The sequence below is a fragment of the Actinophytocola sp. KF-1 genome, from assembly GCF_054661535.1.
Genome location: NZ_BAAFVK010000027.1, coordinates 34,050 through 50,675 on the forward strand (window position 1 = coordinate 34,050; position 16,626 = coordinate 50,675).

The window sequence follows — 16,626 nt, forward strand, 5'->3', positions numbered from 1 at the left end:
ATGACGCGATGCCCGAGGCACAGAACCAGACCCCGCGCCTGGTGATCTCCTGGCTGGTGGTGGGGATCCCGATCGTCTACGCCCTGTACCAGACCATCAAGTCGATCCTGCCCCTGTTCGGCGGCTAGCGCACCGAGCCGACGAGCCGCTCGACGCCGGCGCGCAACGCCACGGCGTCGAGCGGTTCCCCGGTCACGAGCGCCTGCATGAGGTGGCCGTCGATCAGGGCGGCGAGTGCGAACCCGCGGTCCTTGCCCGCGAACCGGGCGCAGATGCCGCGCAGCCCGTCGATCCACAGCCGGGCCACCGGCAGCAGCTCCGGCGAACGGGCCGCCGCGAGGTAGAGCTCGTACGCGAGCAGCACCTGCTCCCGGTCGTCCAGGCAGCGGGCGGTCAGGTCGACGAACGTGCCGGTCACGTCCCCGCTCACGGTCAGTTCCTCGGCCCACGCCTCGAGGTCGGCCCGCGCGTACTCGATCGCCTCCCGCAGGGCGGCGGCGACGAGGTCGTCGAGGGTCGGGAAGTAGTAGGTGGTCGACCCGAGCGGCACCCCGGCGAGCTGGGCGATCCTGCGGTGGGTCACGTTGCCGACGCCGACCTCCGCGATCGCCCGCACCGCTGCGGTCACGATCGTGCGGCGCCGCGCCTCCGGGTCGCGCCGCGCGGTCACTGCGCACCACCCAGGTTGAGCACCACGACACCGCCGACGACGAGCAGCACGCCCGCGATCTTCTGCACCGTGACCGGCTCGTTCAGGAACACCGCGCCGATCGCCACGATCGCGGCGGTGCCCAGGCCGGACCACATGGCGTAGGCGACGCCGACCGGCAGCTCCTGCTTGACCGCCCACGCCAGCGACGCGAACGAGGCCGCGTAGCCGGTCAGGCACAGCACGGTGGGCCACAGCCTCGTGAACCCCTCGGTGGACTTGAGCAGGCTCGTCGCGACGACCTCGAAGCTGATCGCGGCGAGCAGGAACACGTACGGCATCGGTGCTACTCCCAGTGGTGTACATCTGTACTAGTACGAATGTACACCACGATAGGCTTAGCCGGGTGCGCACAGGAGACCGAATAGATCGAGTCCGCCTATCACTGGTGTATCTGCCGCTGTCCTCCCCCATCAGCGACGAGCACGTGCCGTCGGGCCGCCGCCAGCCGGTGACCGAGGTGGCGTTCCTCTTCGCCGAGCTGGGGACCACCGACGGTCACGCCGGCCTCGGCTTCAGCTACGCCACCCGGGCGGGCGGGCCCGGCCTGTACGCGCACGCCAAGGAGATCGTGCCGCTGCTGCTGGGCGAGGACCCGAACGACATCGGCCGCGTGCGGGAGAAGCTCGTCGCCGCCGGGTCGTCGGCGGGCCGCACCGGGCTCGCCGCGCAGGCGATCGGCGCCGTCGACGTCGGCCTGTGGGACCTGAAGGCCAAGCGCGCCAACCTGTCGCTGGCCAAGCTGCTGGGCACGCACCGCGACGCCGTGCCGTGTTATGCCACGACCGGCGGATCTCTTTCGGTGCCGGTCGACCAGGTCGTCGAGAACGCGCGGCGCTTGCTCGCGCAGGGCGCGGGCGGCCTGCGGATCGCCGTCGGCGCCCCCGGCGCGGCCTCGGACGTCGAGAAGGTCCGCGCGGTCCGCGACGCGGTGGGTGACGAGGTGCCGCTCATGGCGAGCGCGGACCACCACTGGACCCGCGGCCAGGCCGCCCGGGCAGGTCGCCTCCTCGACGAGGTGGGCCTGGCGTGGCTCGCCGACCCGCTCGACCCGCGGGACACCCGGGGCCACGCGGCGCTCGCCGCCGCGCTCGCCACCCCGGTCGCGGCGGGCGCCGCGCTCACCGGCGTCGACGAGCACTGGCAGCTGATGTCGGCCGGGGCCGCGGGCGTGCTCCAGCCCGACGCGGCCGCGGTCGGCGGCATCACGCCGTTCCTGCGCGTCGCGGCGCTCGCCGACCAGCACCACCTGACGCTCGCCCCGCACTTCACGACGGAGCTGCACGTCCACCTCGCCGCCGCCTACCCCGGCCCCGCGTGGGTCGAGCACGTCGACTGGGTGGCGCCGCTGTTCAACGAGAACCTGACCGTCGAGAACGGCGCGGTGCTCGTCCCCGGCCAGCCCGGCATCGGCCTCACGCTGAGCGAGCGCTCCCGCGTGTGGACCACCGACCGGATCGAGTTCGCCGAGTCGGTCTAACCGAGGGCACGCAGCGCGGGCAGGATCCGTTCCTTCGCCGCGGCGAGGAACGGTTCCTGGTGCTCGCCGCCGATCTGGACCAGCGCGACGTCGGTGAACCCGGCGTCGAGGAAGGGCTTCACGGCCGACGCGACCGCGTCCGGGTCGGCGCCGCACGGGATGTTCTCCGCGACGTCGTCCTTGGTCACGAACTGGGTGGCCGCGGCGAAGCCCGCGGGCCCCGGCAGCTCGGCATTGACCTTCCAGCCACCCGCGAACCAGCGGAACTGCTCGTGCGCGCGGGTGATGGCGGCGTCCCGGTCCTCGTCCCAGCAGACCGGCAGCTGAGCGATCTTGCGCGTGCCCTCCGAGGCCGTGCGGTCCCACTCCTCGCACAGCTCGGCGGCCGGCTCGACGGCGATCATCGCGTCGGCGAGCGGCGCGAACCGGTGCACGGACTGGTCGCCGGACACCGCGACCGCGATCGGCACGCGCACCTCCGGCAGGTCCCACAGCTTCGCGGAGTCCACCCGGAAGTGGTCACCCGTGAAGTTGACGTACCCGCCGTCGAACAGCGCGGAGATGATCTCCACGGCCTCGGTGAGCATCTCGTGCCGGATGTTCACGGGCGGCCAGCCACGGCCGACGACGTGCTCGTTCAGGTTCTCCCCCGCGCCGAGCCCGAGCGTGAACCGCCCGTCCGACAACAGCTGCACGGTCGCCGCCTGCTGGGCGACCACGGCCGGGTGGTAACGCATGATCGGGCACGTCACGTAGGTCATGAGCTCGACCCGTTCCGTCGACTGGGTGACAGCCCCGAGCGTCGCCCACGCGTTCGGGGCGTGGCCCTGTTCGTCCAGCCACGGGAAGTAGTGGTCGCTCATCACCTCGAAGTCGAAGCCGGCCCGCTCGGCCCCGTGCGCGTGGCGCACCAGCGCACGGGGCCCGGCCTGCTCGGTCATGAGCGTGTAGCCGAAGCGGGCCATCAGACGTGCACACCCTCGGCGATCTCCTCGACGGCCTTGGCGCAGAACGCGTCGAGGTCGTCGGGCTTGCGGCTGGAGACCAGGCCGTTGTCGGTCACGACCTCCTGGTCGACCCACGTGGCGCCCGCGTTGCGCAGGTCGGTCTTCAGCGACGGCCACGAGGTCATGGTCTTCCCGCGCACCGCGTCGGCCTCGGCCAGGACCCACCCACCGTGGCAGATCACCGCGATCGGCTTGCCCGCGTCGACGAACTGGCGGACGAACCGCACGGCCCGCTCGTCGCCGCGGACGAAGTCGCCGTTGGCGACACCGCCGGGCAGCACGAGCGCGTCGTAGGCGTCCGGGCTCGCGTCGTCGACGACCTTGTCCACGTGCTTCTTGTCGCCCTTGTCGAGGTGGTTGAAGGCCTGGATGTCACCCGCCGCGAGCGACACCAGCTCAGGCTGCCCGCCCGCCTCGGTGATCGCCTGCCAGGGCCGGTCCAGTTCGACCTGTTCGACGCCGTCAGTGGCCAGGAAGGCAACCCTCTTGCCTTCTATCGCAGGCATGCTCACTCACCCTTTCGTCCGGTGTTCGTCCCCGACCACGCGGCTACCCCGCCACCTTCGGGTTAATCATCTCGCTCACGTGTTCGAAAGCGGTGTACTGTGGTCGGCATGTCCGCGCTCCAAGGCTCTCTGCTCGACGACCTCGACGAGGTCGGGCTCCGCTCCCTGTCCCCGATCCGCCGCACCGAACTGTCCGACGGTGCGTGGGTGGACGTGCGGCCGGGGTGGTTGACGGGCGCGGGGACGTTGTTCGAGCGGCTGGCCGCCGGCGTGCCGTGGCGGGCGGAGCGCAGGCGCATGTACGACCGGCGCGTCGACGTGCCGCGGCTGCTCTGCTTCTACGACGAGGACGCCACGCTGCCCGATCCGGTGCTGACCAGGGCCCGGGCCGAGCTGAGCAGGCACTACGCGGCCGAACTCGGCGAGCCGTTCCGCACCGCCGGCCTGTGCTACTACCGCGACGGCCGGGATTCCGTCGCGTGGCACGGCGACCGGATCGGCCGCGGGAGCACCGAGGACACGATGGTCGCGATCGTCTCCGTCGGCGCGCCCAGGGCGCTGTTACTCCGGCCGCGCGGAGGCGGCAAGACCCTCCGCTACGCGCTCGGGCTCGGCGACCTGATCGTCATGGGCGGCTCGTGCCAGCGCACGTGGGAACACGCGGTGCCGAAAACGGCCAAACCGGTCGGGCCGAGGATCAGCATCCAGTTCCGGCCACGTGGCGTCCGCTGACGCGCGGGTGGGCCACGTCCCACCGCTGACGTGTGGCGCTGGCGTCCCGGAACCACGCGCCCCGTCACGGGGTTCCGGCGCGCAGGTCTCCGCAGAACCCGCGCAGGTCGGCGACGAGCACGTCCGTCGCCTGGCGCGGCACGTGGTGCCCGTCGACGGTGTATCCGTGCCACCACACCACGTTCTTGTGGTCACGGTCGACGAACCGGCGGACGGACGTGTCGGCGAACGTGACGAGCCCGAGCGGCACGGTGGCCGGTTCGGCCGTCATGTCCGCGTGCACTTTCTGGTGGTAGAACCGCGCCGATGACGCGATGTGCGCGTGCACCCGCTACCGGGCCTGCTACGCGCTCGGGGGGCATGACCGGCGATCCGCCGTCCGATGTGGAGTTCCACGCCGTCGGCACCGCGATCATCCTCGCCGCCGGTTGGTCCTGACGGGTCGTCGGCGCAGCGGATTCGACGCGGCCGCTACGAGCGGACCAGGCGGGCGATGGCCTCACTCGCTTCGCGGACCTTCTCGTCCGCGTCCTTGCCGCCGTCGGCCAGTGCCTGGGCCACGCAGTGCTTGAGGTGCTCGTCCATCAGGCCCAGCGAGACCGCCTGCAGGGCCTTCGTGGCGGCCGAGATCTGGGTCAGCACGTCGATGCAGTACTCGTCGTTCTCGACCATGCGCTGCAGGCCGCGGATCTGGCCCTCGATGCGGCGGAGGCGCTTGAGGTAGCCGTCCTTGTCGCTGGTGTAGCCCCGCATCCGCCGTACCCTTTCCGCTGTGACCCGGTCCGACCACCAAGCATACCCGCAGGGGGTACCGGCGTCGATGTGTCGCTCGTCAGCCTAACCTGCGCAGAGTCCCACGCGAGGCATGAATCGCACTCGCACGTCCTTGCCTTCCGCCCCCGGGGCCCCGCTACCGTGGCCCCGTGTTCACCACGCGGCCGGAGCTCGCCGGCACCTTCGGCATGGTTGCCTCCACCCACTGGCTCGCGTCCTCCTCGGGCATGGCGGTCCTCGAGCGCGGCGGCAACGCCTTCGACGCGGCCGCGGCCGCCGCCTTCACGCTGCACGTCTGCGAACCGCACATGAACGGGCCCGGCGGCGAGGTCCCCGCGATCTTCGCCACCGCCGCCGACCCCACCCCGCGCGTCCTGTGTGGACAGGGGGTCGCGCCGGGGGCGGCGACGCCGGAGCGGTTCCGTGAGCTGGGGCTGGACCTCGTGCCGGGCACGGGGCTGCTCGCCGCCACCGTGCCGGGTGCGGTCGGGGCCTGGCTGACGCTGCTGCGCGACCACGGCACCATGCCGCTGCGCGACGTCCTCAGCTACGCCATCGGGTACGCCGAGCACGGGCACCCCGTGGCCCCCGCGGTCGTCGACGTGATCACCGTCGTCGAGCAGCTGTTCCGCACCCACTGGCCCACCTCCGCCGACCTGTGGCTGCCCGTGCCCACCGCGGGCGGGCTGATCCGCAACCCGGCGCTCGCCGCCACCTACCGGCGCCTGGTCGAGGAGGCCGAGGCCGCGGGCGGGGACCGCGAACGACAGCTCGACGCCGCCATCACCGCCTGGTACGAGGGGTTCGTCGCCGAGGCCATCGACGCGTTCTGCCGCACCGCGGTCGTCGACGAGTCCGGCAGGCCGCACAGCGGGCTGCTCACGGGCGCCGATCTCGCCGCGTGGCGCCCGAGCTACGAGCCGACCGTGAGCCACGACGTGTTCGGCTGGCAGGTGCACAAGGTCGGCGCCTGGAGCCAGGGACCGGTCCTGTTGCAGCAGCTCGCGATGCTGGAGTCGTTCGGCGACCACCCGGACGCGGCCTCCGCCGACGAGATCCACCGCGTCGTCGAGGTCGCCAAACTCGCCTTCGCCGACCGGGACGCCAACTTCGGCGACGGCGCCGACCTCACCGCACTGCTCGACCCCGCGTACGTCGCCGAGCGGGCCCGGCTCGTCACCGGCCAGGCCGGTGCCGCCGGGCGCAACGGTCTCGGGCGGCTCCCCCGCTACGTCCTCGACCGCGCCGAACCCGCCGCCCCGGCCGGCGCCGGCATCGGTGAACCCACGCTCGCGGTCTCCCCGCAGGGCACGACCCGCGGCGACACGTGCCACCTCGACGTGGCCGACCGGTGGGGCAACATCATCTCCGCGACCCCGTCCGGCGGCTGGCTGCAGAGTTCGCCGACCATCCCCGAGCTGGGCTTCTGCCTGGGCACCCGCGCCCAGATGTTCTGGCTGGAGGACGGCCTGTCCGCCACGCTCGCGCCCGGCAAGCGGCCGCGCACCACCCTGTCCCCGTCGTTCGCGACGCGGGACGGCGTGCAGCTGTCGTTCGGCACCCCGGGCGGTGACCAGCAGGACCAGTGGCAGCTGGTGTTCTTCCTCAACCACGCCGTGCACGGGATGGACCTGCAGGCCGCGATCGACTCGCCGAGCTGGCACACCTCGTCGTTCGCGTCGTCGTTCTACCCGCGGCAGACCGGCACCCAGCTGCTGCTGGAGGCGCGTGCCGCCGGTGCGGCCGACGAGCTGCGGCGGCGCGGCCACGACGTCGAGGTCGTCGACGGCTGGTCGCTCGGCCGCATGTCCGCGATCGCCCGCGACACCGAGACCGGCCTGCTCCGCGCGGCCGCCAACCCGCGCGGCATGCAGGGCTACGCGGTGGGCCGCTAGCGGCCCAGCACCCCGTCGACGCGGCGCGGCACGCCGAGCGGGTTGCCGTCGCGCAGCACCTCGGGCAGCAGCGCCTGCGGCATGTTCTGGTAGACGACCGGCCGCAGGAACCGCCGCAGCGACGTGGTGCCCACCGACGTGTGGCCCGGCATGGTGGTCGCCGGGTACGGGCCGCCGTGCTGCATCGCGTAGGTCACGGACACGCCCGTCGGCCAGCCGTTCCACAGCACCCGGCCGACGCGTTCGGTCAGCAGCGCGATCAGCGGCTCGACCTCCTCGTCCTCGAGCGAGCCGTGCACGGCGGCGGCCAGCTCGCCGGTGAACGCCGCCGCGCACGCCATCAGCTCCTCAATCGACGAATACCACACCATCATCGACGTCGGCCCGAAGCACTCGACGAGCAGTTCGTCCCGCGCGGCGAGGAAGTCCGCCGCGGCACAGCCGAGCAGTGTCGGCGCGACGCCCGACCCCGCCTCCATCACCCGCACCGCCGGGTGGGACCGCAGCGTGTCGAGACTCGACGCGTACCTGGCAGCGACGGCGTCGTTCAGCAGCGGCTCGGCGACGTACCCGGACAACGCCTGCACGACCCACGCCTCGAAGTCCGCCGCGGCGGACGTGGGCACGAACACCAGGCCCGGCTTCGTGCAGAACTGGCCCGCGCCGAGCGTGTAGGAGGCGACGTAGCCCTCCGCGATCCCCTCGACCCGCTCCCGCGCCGCCGACGCGGTCACGAACACCGGGTTCACGCTGCCCATCTCCGCGTGGAACGGGATGGGTTCCGGCCGCGAGCAGGCCAGGTCGTACAGGGCGCGGCCACCCTCCAGCGAGCCCGTGAAGGCGCCCGCCTTGATCCGCGGGTCGAGCACGAGCGCGCGGCCCTCCGCCAGCCCGTGCACCACCCCGAACACGCCGTCCGGCAGGCCCGCCGCGGCCAGCGCGTCGGTCACCAGCTCGCCGACCCGGTCGCTCAGCAGCGGGTGCCCGGGGTTGGCCTTGAGCACGACCGGGCAGCCGACGGCGAGCGCGGCGGCCGTGTCGCCACCGGCGACGCTGAACGCGAACGGGAAGTTCGACGCGGCGAACACCGCGACCGGCCCGACCGGGACCAGCATTCGCCGCAGGTCGGGGCGCCCGCCTGCGGGCCAGCAGGTGTCGGGCGAGTCGAGGGTGACCGACAGGTAGCCGCCCTCGACGATCGTCTCCGCGAACAGCCGGAGCTGGAACGTGGTGCGCTCCAGCTCGGCGTACAGCCGGGGTTTCTCGGGCAGGTTCGTCTCCCGGTGCGCGAGCGCCACCAGCTCACCCGCCGCCGCGTCCAGCACGTCGGCCACGCGCCGCAGCGCCGTGGCGCGCAGCTCCGCCGACGTCGCCGCGAACGGCGCCCGCGCGGCCGCCGCTCCGCTCAGCACGGTCTCCACTGCCACGTTCCCTGTGTTTTCCTGTTCGCTCCGCACGCTCCGCTCACCACACCTCATCCAGCAATCGCAAGCCTTCGTCGATCCGGTCCTGGCCGATCCGGCCGTAGCCGAGCGCGATACCCGGTCTGCCGGGGCCGAAACCGTGGTACTCGGCCAGGTCCGCCATCCCGACCCCGGCCGCGGCGGCCCGGTCGACCAGGCCCGCCACGTCCACGTCGCCCTTCGGCCACGCCGCGAGGTGCAGCCCGGCCGTCGACGGCACCACCTCGAGCCGGTCCGCGAAGTCGCGCCGCAGCACGGTCAGGATCCGCGCGCGCCGGGCAGCGTACTCGCGGGTCGCGCGCCTCAGGTGGCGCACGAACAGCCCTTCCGCCATGAACCCCGCCATGGCGCCCTGGCTCGTGGTTTCGGTCTGCAGGTCCGAGAGCCGTTTCGCCGCACGCAGCGCGTCGAGCAGTGCGGGCGGTGCGACCAGGAAGCCGAGCCGCAGCATGGGCAGCATGGTCTTGGAGAACGACCCCACGTAGAGCACGCGGTCGCCGCGGTCGAGGCTGTGCAGGGGTTCGAGTGGCCGGTCGGCGAAGCGGAACTCGCTGTCGTAGTCGTCCTCGATGACCACCGCACCCGCGTCGCGGGCCCACTCGAGCAGCGCCGTCCGCCGGTCGAGCGACATCGGCGGGCCGAGCGGGAACTGGTGCGACGGCGTCGTGTACACCAGGCGGGTGTCTGCCGGAAGTGCCCGCACCACAAGGCCTTCGGCGTCGACGGGTACGCCGGTCAACCGTGCGCCGTGCGACGCGAACAGCTCGCGCGCGGGTGCGTAGCCCGGCTCCTCGACCGCCACCCGGTCGCCCGGCGCGAGGAGCACGCGCGCGACGAGGTCGAGCGCCTGCTGGGTGCCGTTCGTGATCAGCACCTGCTCGGCGGGCACGCGCACGGACCGGGACAGGCCGATGTGCCGCGCGATCTCGGCGCGCAGCCCGGGGTGCCCGGCCGGGTCGCCGTACAGCGTGTCGGCGGCGGTGAGGTCGCGGAGCTGGCGGGTGACCTGCCTGCGCCACGCGGCCATCGGGAAGCGGCTCGTGTCCGGCACGCCGACACCGAAGTCGTACGGCGGCGGTTCCGCGGCCCGGGCGGGTGGGGTGGCCAGTTCCTGCCACACCGGCCTCGGCGGCACCGCGCCCGCGCCGGTCGTCGTCGCGGTGGCGGGCGCGGGCGGCGTGGCGCACACGAACGTGCCCGCGCCGACCCGGCCGACGAGGAAGCCCTCCGCGGTCAGCCGCTCGTAGGCCAGCGCGACGGTGTTGCGGGAGACGGCGAGCTGGCGGGCGAGTTCCCTGGTCGGCGGCAGTTTCTCACCGGAGCGCAGGCGGCCGTCGATGACCGCGTCGTGCAGCTGCCGGTAGATCCGGGCGGACAGGTCGCCGCGCCCGGCCAGGCTGACGTGGAACTCCACCGGTCCACCCTACATTGGCCCAATCAAACTGGTCACCATTGGCTCTTCCATGCGGCCAATCCGCTTCCTAGGTTGAGGTCATGACACGCTTCGTCCCACCACCCGGCCCGGCTCGCGGCCTGGCCGCGGCGCAGCTGGCCGACTCGATCGGACTCGGCGGGTACCTCGTGTGCTCCGCCCTGTACTTCACCCGCGTGGTCGGTCTGTCGCCCGCGCAGGTCGGGCTGGGCCTCACGGTCGGCTGGGCGGCCGGGTTCCTCGCCGGGGTGCCGCTGGGACACCTGGCGGACCGGCGCGGGCCGCGCGGGATCGCGGTGCTGCTGGCGTTGTGCACGGCGGCCGCGCTCGTGCTGTTCCTGTTCGTGCGTGACTTCGTGCCGTTCGTGGTCGTCGCGTGCCTGTACTCGAGTGCCCTCTGTGGACTCACCGCCGCGCGGCAGGCGCTGCTCGCCGGGCTGGTGTCCGCGGCGGAGCGGACGACGGTCCGTGCCGTGCTGGCGACGGCGATCAACGGCGGCATCGCGGTGGGCGCCGGGATGGGCGGGCTCGCGCTGCAGGTCGACACCGAGGTGGCATACCTCACCGTGCTCGCCTTCGACGCGCTCAGCCTCGTGCTCTCGGCGCTCGTGCTGCTGCGCCTGCCCGCTGTCGCGCCGAGCACGGCCACCGGTCGCGGCGAGCCGATGCTGTCGGTGCTGCGCGACCGACCCTACGCGCTCGTCGCCACGCTGAACATGGTGCTGCAGCTGCACATCCCGCTGATCACGCTCGCCATTCCACTGTGGATCGTCGAGCGGACGAACGCGCCCGGGTGGACGGTCTCGCTGCTGCTGGTGCTCAACACCGTGTCCGTCGTGCTGTTCCAGGTGCGGGTGGCGGGCAAGGTCACCAACCTTGCGAGCGCCTTACGATTCATGCGGTTCGCGGGTGTGACGCTCCTCGCGGCGTGCGTCGTGTTCGCCTTGTCCGGCCTCGGTGCGCCCGCGTGGGCCGCCATCGCGGTGCTCGTCGTGGCGGCCGCTCTGCAGGCCGCCGCCGAGATGATGCAGGCGAGCGGCGCGTGGGAACTGAGCTTCGGGCTCGCGCCGGAGGGCAAGCACGGCCAGTACCAGGGGTTCTTCGGGTCCGGTTTCACCGTGGCCAGGATGCTCGGCCCGCTGCTCGTGACCACCGTCGTGCTCGGCTGGGGCACCGCGGGCTGGCTGCTCCTCGGTGGTGTCTTCGTCACGGCGGGCGTCGCGTTCGGACCGGCCGTGCGCTGGGCGGAGCGCACCCGGAGCGACCGAGTCGATACCGAACCGTTGCTCGCGGGCGTCCCGTGACGCGTGTCCACATTGACCAAGCGGTTAGCATGCGCTGGTATGGATACGGACGCTCGAGAATTGGCGGAGACAGGTCCGCGGCAAGATACGGAAGTCCTGAAAGACACGGGAGAAAGAATCGAGGTGGCCGCTGACCGGCCACCTCGGACCGACAAGTGGGTCTTCGGTATCTCGGCGGCGCTGACGGTCGCTTTCCTCGGCTGGGGCGTGTTCGGCACCGACTCGATGATCACGGTCGCGAGCACGGTGCTCAACGAGGGGGTCATCCCCTACGGCGGCTGGGCGTTCGTGCTCGTGGCGAGCGGGTTCGTGTTGTTCGCCATCGGTCTCGCGATCAGCCGCTACGGCCGGATCCCGCTGGGTGCGGACAAGGAGAAACCGGAGTTCCGCACCGCGTCGTGGGTCGCGATGATGTTCAGCGCGGGCATGGGCATCGGCCTGATGTTCTTCGGGGTCGTCGAACCGCTCACGCATTTCATGTCGCCGCCGCCGGGGACCGCCGGTCCCGCGTCGGACGAGGCCGTGCACCAGGCGATGGCGACCACGTTGTTCCACTGGACCGTGCACCCGTGGGCGATCTACGCGGTGGTGGGCCTCGCGATCGCGTACAGCACGTTCCGCCGCGGCCGCACGCAGCTGTTCAGCTCGGTGTTCGCGCCGCTGCTCGGCAAGCGCCGCAGCGAGGGCCCGATCGGCCGGGCGATCGACATCATGGCGATCTTCGCCACGCTGTTCGGGTCGGCGGCGTCGCTGGGGCTCGGCGCGCTGCAGGTCGGTGAGGGCATGGCCTACGTCGGGTGGGTCGGTGAGGCGGGCACGGTCCTGCTGGTGGCGGTGATCGCGGTGCTGACGATCGCGTTCGTGGCCTCGGCCGTGTCGGGGGTGGCCAAGGGCATCCAGTGGCTGTCGAACATCAACATGGTGCTCGCGCTCGTGCTGGCCGCGTTCGTCTTCATCGTCGGCCCGACCGTGCTGATCCTGAACCTCGTGCCGGGCGCGATCGGCGACTACGTGCGGGAGTTCGCGGAGATGTCCGGCCGCACCGGCGCGACCGGCGGCGACGAGATGCGCGGCTGGCTCGGCAGCTGGACGATCTTCTACTGGGCGTGGTGGATCTCGTGGACGCCGTTCGTCGGCATGTTCATCGCGCGGATCAGCCGCGGCCGGTCGATCCGGCAGTTCGTGGCGGGCGTGATCCTCGTGCCGAGCGTGGTGAGCCTGTTCTGGTTCGCGATCTTCGGTGGTGCGGCGATCCAGACGCAGCGGGAAGCCCTTGCCGCGCAAGGGGTCTCGTCGCAGGACCTGGCGGGCGGGTCGCTCGCGGACTTCTTCGACGCGAGCAGGTGGGTCTACGACCCGGCGGCGACGTCCGAGGCGATGACGTTCTCGTTCCTCACCCACCTGCCACTGTCCACAGTGGCCGCGATACTGGTGATCGTGCTGGTGTCGATCTTCTTCGTGTCCGGTGCGGACGCGGCGTCGGTCGTGATGGGCACGCTGTCCCAGGGCGGCTCGGTGCACCCGAGGAAGCCGGTGGTGATCTTCTGGGGCGTGCTGATGGGCGCGGTCGCGATCGTGATGCTGTTGGTGGGTGACGGCGGCGGGAACGCGTTGTCCGGCTTGCAGAACCTGACGATCATCGTGGCGGCGCCGTTCGCGCTCGTCATGGTGGGGCTGTGCTGGTCGCTGTGGAAGGACCTGCGGACCGACCCGCTGATCGTCCAGGAGAACGAGATGTTGAAGGCCCTGCGGGCGGCCGACGTCGGCGAGCTGCGCCGTCACGGGTTCCGCATCGGCCGCAGGTGACCGGCCGGGGTGCGGCTTCTCCGGGGCCGCACCCCCTTGGTTCACTCGACGACGCGCCGGATGACCGCGATCGTGCCGATGCTGTCGATGCCGCTGATCTTGACGGTCTCGCCGAAGCTCGGCGCGTGCACCGCGCGCACACCGTCGACGGCGATGGCCACGTGGTGGACCGGGTTGCCGTAGAAGATCAGGTCGCCTGCCCGCACGTTGGCACGCGCGACCTGCCTGCCGACGAGCGCCTGCTGGCGGGACACCCTCGGCATGGCGACGCCGATGGTCCGGAACGCGGTCTGCACGAGCCCGGAGCAGTCGTAGGCGCTGGGGCCGACCGCGCCCCACAGGTACGGCTTGCCCATCTGCGTGAGCGCGAACCGCAGCATCTCCCCCGCGTTGCCGCCGGGGAGGACGACGTCGCTGTCGTAGTCCTCGATGCCCTCGAGCAGGGACCGCTGTTCGGGGGTGAGGTTGTCGAGCGCGGCCCGCACCTCCGCGATCTGGGCGTCGAGCGCGGAGCGGCGCTGCCGCACCTCGGAGGCGGTGCTCGCGGCCTTCGCCTCGAGGGTGTGGGCGCGTGACTCGGCGGCGACCGCCTTGTCCTCGGCCGCCTCGGCGGCCTCGAGGGCGGCGTCGCCCTGGCGGGGCCCGCCGGTGAGGTGCGCGGCGAGGGTCGCCGCCTCCAGCTTGCCGACCAGGTCGTCGGGGCTGGTGCTGGTGGCGAGCGCGGTGAGCCCGTCGAGGTCGCGGCGGGCGGAGAGCGCGTCGGCGACCCGGTCGAGGTCCTGCGCGGCGGTGGCCTTGTCACGGAGCGCGTCCGCGGCCGCCTTGGCGTCGGCGGCGGCCTTGACGGCGGCGGCGGACGCCTTCTTGTGGGCGGCGAGCTCCTCCTGGACGACCAGCAGCTCCTCGTTGACGAGCTCGGCCTCGGCGGAGAGGTCGTAGTAGTGCGCGAGGAGCCCCGCGACGGTCGTCGGCTGCGCGGACGCGGGCGCGACGACGAGCGTCGCGGTCAGCAGCACCGCGGCCCCGATGCCGGCCAGCGATGCGGGCAGTGCACGCACCCGAGCTCCCCTCTCGTTCGGTCGTCGGTGTCCATTGTTCAACAAAGATCGCGGATCACCACCCGAATCCCGCGAAGCGGGCACCAACGTCTGCACGCTAGGGCAGCGGACATAACACGACCGTTAGGGTGGATCACGTGAGCAACCTCGTGGCCGCCTCCGACCTGCACGTGTCCTACAAGGAGAACCGCGAGGTCGTGGAGCAACTACAGCCGCGGACGCCCCAGGACTGGCTGCTCGTGGCCGGTGACGTGGGCGAACGCGTCACCGACGTGGAGTGGGCCCTGTCGGTGCTCAAGGAGCGCTTCGCGCAGGTCGTGTGGGTCCCCGGCAACCACGAACTGTGGACGATGCCCGACGACCCGGACACCCGCCGCGGCGTCGCCCGGTACGAGGCACTGGTCGAGATGTGCCGCGGCCTCGGCGTGCTGACGCCCGAGGACCCGTACCCGACGTGGCACGGCCCGGCAGGCCCGGTGACGGTGGCCCCGCTGTTCCTCGGCTACGACTACACCTGGCGCCCGGACGGCTGCGACACCAAGGAGGCCGGCCTCGCCTACGCGCACAAGACCGGCGTCGTGTGCACCGACGAGTACATGCTGCACCCGGACCCGTACCCCACCCGCGACGACTGGTGCCGCGCCCGCGTCGCGGAGACCGAGCAGCGCCTCAAGGAGTGCGACCCGGCGGTGCCGCTGGTCATGGTCAACCACTACCCCCTGGTCCGCGAACCGACGCGCGTCCTGCGGTACCCGGAGTTCGCCCAGTGGTGCGGCACCGAGCTGACCGCCGACTGGCACACCCGGTTCAACACCGCCGCCATGGTGTACGGGCACCTGCACATCCCGAGGAGCACGGTGTACGACGGCGTGCCGTTCGAGGAGGTGTCCCTGGGTTACCCGAGGGAGTGGCAGCCCAGGACCCGTCCGCACGGCCTCCCCCGCCGCATCCTGCCGAGCGCCTGACCAGCGGGTCGGCTCCGACACTCGTCACGGTGCCCGCCCTTTTCGATCGTGGTGGCGTTGGAGACAGGACACAGCTCCTGGACCGCCCGGCGTCATGGAACGGCCTCGCCGTCACGGAGACGAGTTCGGCGACTCGGCCACCTGGGGCGAAGCGAGCATCACCACCGGCACAGGCACCCGGCTTTACGGTTCGGCCCTGGCCCACGCCTGATCCACCGCATCGCCGGGGCCTCCGGTTCCGCCGTTGGCAGCGCACCAGAACGTGGCGAGCGATCCTGACCGGATGGAGGCCCGCGCATCAGCATGCCGCTGGTGCGCGTCGAATCACGCTTTTGGGGCAGTTGCGGGCGGGTGGACCAGCAAGCTGCACCGGGCCTGCGAGCAAGGACGCCGACGTTGCCACTGATGGTCGCTGCTGGTCACCGCCTAGGGACGTCGAGACTGCGGGCTCGGCGTGTCGTGGATCAAAATGGGATGAGGTCTCCGGTGGAGCGATCAACGACCAAGCTGATCGAGTAACAGATCGCGGGGTTGATCACCTGGGAGGTGGGTGTGGATTCCACGATCAACCGGGTGCATCAGAACGCGGCTGGTGCCCGCAACGACAGCAGAGGGCAGAAACAACCACCGGGTGGTGTTGGCGAACCCAGACCGGCCGATCACACGTGAGGGCGGTCGCGGGGTGGCTGAACCACCAAGCTGCATCTGGCCACCGAGCAAGGCCACAGACCGTTGCCGTTGCTGATCACCGCCGGGCAACGCGGCGACTCACCACAGTTCCAGACAGCGCCAGCCGCGATTCGGGGCGTCCGAACCGGCGGGCGACCACCAGCGTTCAACTCCCTACCAGCTGCGACACGCGGTCAAGTGCGAGATCAACCGACTCAACACAACCGGGCCGTGGCCACCAGGTTCGACAAACTCACAGTCCAATCCATAGGGCCGCCATCAACGAGTGGCTACGCCAATGAAACAGGTTCTAGGCGTGGGCGGACGTGCTCCGATGGATGCGCCCGCGGCCGTGATACGCAGCGCCTCCCGGTGCATCGCTGGCGAAGGTGTCGCGAGCCGTGCCGATCGTGTGGAGTCCTGGCGGCTTCGCGACCTGGTCGCGGGGCGACTCCGCAGCTGGCTGGGTGGAGGACGGCTGGTTGTCTCCGACGCGCACACCGGCCTCAAGCAGGCCATGGCCAGCCTGGCGCTCGGCGGCGGCCTGGGAACGTTGCCGGGTGCACTTCCGCGCAACATGCTCGCCCAGGTTCCCACACGCCTCCGGCGTGATGGTGGCACTAGGGAGCGTCCTCAAAGTTGGTGAGGATAACCTGGTTTGATCTTCAGCCGTGGTGCGCAGGCATGAGTTAACCGATGAGCAGTGGGCTGTGATCGAGCCGTTGTTGCCGCTCTCAGGTGTGAAGGGGCGTCCTCGGGTAGATGACCGTCGGGTGATCAACGGGATGCTTTACAAGGCCAAGACCGGGATCGCCTGGCGGGATCT

17 protein-coding genes are annotated in these 16,626 nt (G+C 71.6%); 8 read left to right on the forward strand and 9 right to left on the reverse strand.

What is annotated here, in order from left to right; genetic code table 11:
• Window positions 1-8 precede the first annotated feature (8 nt).
• On the forward strand, window positions 9-128 hold the full coding sequence (locus ACYQ77_RS44190) for an MFS transporter small subunit (RefSeq protein WP_459723474.1): 120 nt from the start codon (window positions 9-11) through the stop codon (window positions 126-128).
• On the opposite strand, the gene ACYQ77_RS44195 is transcribed toward ACYQ77_RS44190, so the two are convergent.
• Window positions 125-670 carry a TetR/AcrR family transcriptional regulator gene (locus tag ACYQ77_RS44195; protein ID WP_459723475.1) on the reverse strand — a complete coding sequence of 182 codons (546 nt, stop codon included), beginning with the start codon at window positions 668-670 and terminating at the stop codon, window positions 125-127. The genes ACYQ77_RS44190 and ACYQ77_RS44195 overlap by 4 nt on opposite strands.
• Window positions 667-990, reverse strand: coding sequence for a DMT family transporter (locus ACYQ77_RS44200; protein ID WP_459723477.1), 324 nt, complete (start codon window positions 988-990; stop codon window positions 667-669). The genes ACYQ77_RS44195 and ACYQ77_RS44200 overlap by 4 nt, the downstream gene beginning before the upstream one ends.
• Before the next feature lie 65 nt (window positions 991-1,055).
• Between ACYQ77_RS44200 and ACYQ77_RS44205 the strand changes: the two genes are divergently transcribed.
• Window positions 1,056-2,189 carry an L-talarate/galactarate dehydratase gene (locus ACYQ77_RS44205; RefSeq protein WP_459723479.1) on the forward strand — a complete coding sequence of 378 codons (1,134 nt, stop codon included), beginning with the start codon at window positions 1,056-1,058 and terminating at the stop codon, window positions 2,187-2,189.
• Here the strand turns inward: ACYQ77_RS44205 and ACYQ77_RS44210 are convergent.
• Window positions 2,186-3,154, reverse strand: a complete 969-nt coding sequence (locus tag ACYQ77_RS44210; protein WP_459723480.1) for a TIGR03557 family F420-dependent LLM class oxidoreductase — start codon at window positions 3,152-3,154, stop codon at window positions 2,186-2,188. The two genes, ACYQ77_RS44205 and ACYQ77_RS44210, sit on opposite strands and share 4 nt — an antisense overlap.
• Window positions 3,154-3,702, reverse strand: coding sequence for a type 1 glutamine amidotransferase domain-containing protein (locus ACYQ77_RS44215; RefSeq protein ID WP_459723481.1), 549 nt, complete (start codon window positions 3,700-3,702; stop codon window positions 3,154-3,156). The genes ACYQ77_RS44210 and ACYQ77_RS44215 overlap by 1 nt, the downstream gene beginning before the upstream one ends.
• A gap of 108 nt (window positions 3,703-3,810) precedes the next feature.
• Between ACYQ77_RS44215 and ACYQ77_RS44220 the strand changes: the two genes are divergently transcribed.
• The gene (locus tag ACYQ77_RS44220) at window positions 3,811-4,434 is read left to right on the forward strand and encodes an alpha-ketoglutarate-dependent dioxygenase AlkB (protein WP_459723483.1); all 624 of its coding nucleotides are present in this window, start codon (window positions 3,811-3,813) and stop codon (window positions 4,432-4,434) included.
• A 64-nt stretch (window positions 4,435-4,498) separates the two neighbouring features.
• Here ACYQ77_RS44220 and ACYQ77_RS44225 read toward each other — a convergent pair whose 3' ends face one another.
• Together ACYQ77_RS44225 and ACYQ77_RS44230 are read right to left on the reverse strand one after the other, a co-directional pair.
• On the reverse strand, window positions 4,499-4,705 hold the full coding sequence (locus ACYQ77_RS44225) for a hypothetical protein (RefSeq protein ID WP_459723485.1): 207 nt from the start codon (window positions 4,703-4,705) through the stop codon (window positions 4,499-4,501).
• Window positions 4,706-4,905: 200 nt separating this feature from the next.
• Entirely contained in the window at window positions 4,906-5,187 is a 282-nt protein-coding gene (locus tag ACYQ77_RS44230) for a metal-sensitive transcriptional regulator (protein WP_396105390.1), read from the reverse strand.
• A gap of 170 nt (window positions 5,188-5,357) precedes the next feature.
• On the opposite strand from ACYQ77_RS44230, the gene ACYQ77_RS44235 reads away from it, so the two are divergent.
• Window positions 5,358-7,103 carry a gamma-glutamyltransferase family protein gene (locus tag ACYQ77_RS44235; protein WP_459723487.1) on the forward strand — a complete coding sequence of 582 codons (1,746 nt, stop codon included), beginning with the start codon at window positions 5,358-5,360 and terminating at the stop codon, window positions 7,101-7,103.
• Here ACYQ77_RS44235 and ACYQ77_RS44240 read toward each other — a convergent pair.
• Entirely contained in the window at window positions 7,100-8,581 is a 1,482-nt protein-coding gene (locus ACYQ77_RS44240) for an aldehyde dehydrogenase (NADP(+)) (protein WP_459723489.1), read from the reverse strand. The genes ACYQ77_RS44235 and ACYQ77_RS44240 overlap by 4 nt on opposite strands.
• A complete protein-coding gene (gene pdxR / locus ACYQ77_RS44245) occupies window positions 8,568-9,980 on the reverse strand; it encodes a MocR-like pyridoxine biosynthesis transcription factor PdxR (protein ID WP_459723491.1) in 1,413 nt (470 codons plus the stop codon). The genes ACYQ77_RS44240 and pdxR overlap by 14 nt, the downstream gene beginning before the upstream one ends.
• Window positions 9,981-10,060: 80 nt before the next feature.
• Here pdxR and ACYQ77_RS44250 point away from each other — a divergent pair, with 80 nt between their 5' ends.
• Window positions 10,061-11,302, forward strand: coding sequence for an MFS transporter (locus tag ACYQ77_RS44250; protein ID WP_459723493.1), 1,242 nt, complete (start codon window positions 10,061-10,063; stop codon window positions 11,300-11,302).
• Between the two features lie 39 nt (window positions 11,303-11,341).
• Complete coding sequence (locus tag ACYQ77_RS44255) at window positions 11,342-13,108, forward strand: BCCT family transporter (protein WP_459723495.1); 1,767 nt, start codon at window positions 11,342-11,344, stop codon at window positions 13,106-13,108.
• A 41-nt stretch (window positions 13,109-13,149) separates the two neighbouring features.
• Here ACYQ77_RS44255 and ACYQ77_RS44260 read toward each other — a convergent pair whose 3' ends face one another.
• Window positions 13,150-14,166, reverse strand: coding sequence for a C40 family peptidase (locus ACYQ77_RS44260; protein ID WP_459723496.1), 1,017 nt, complete (start codon window positions 14,164-14,166; stop codon window positions 13,150-13,152).
• Window positions 14,167-14,303: 137 nt separating this feature from the next.
• Here ACYQ77_RS44260 and ACYQ77_RS44265 point away from each other — a divergent pair, with 137 nt between their 5' ends.
• Window positions 14,304-15,131: a metallophosphoesterase family protein gene (locus ACYQ77_RS44265; protein WP_459723497.1), complete on the forward strand. Its 828-nt coding sequence runs from the start codon at window positions 14,304-14,306 to the stop codon at window positions 15,129-15,131.
• A 1,340-nt stretch (window positions 15,132-16,471) separates the two neighbouring features.
• Window positions 16,472-16,626, forward strand: a 155-nt coding sequence (locus ACYQ77_RS44270; protein ID WP_459723500.1) for a transposase, incomplete at its 3' end; no start/stop codon positions are given.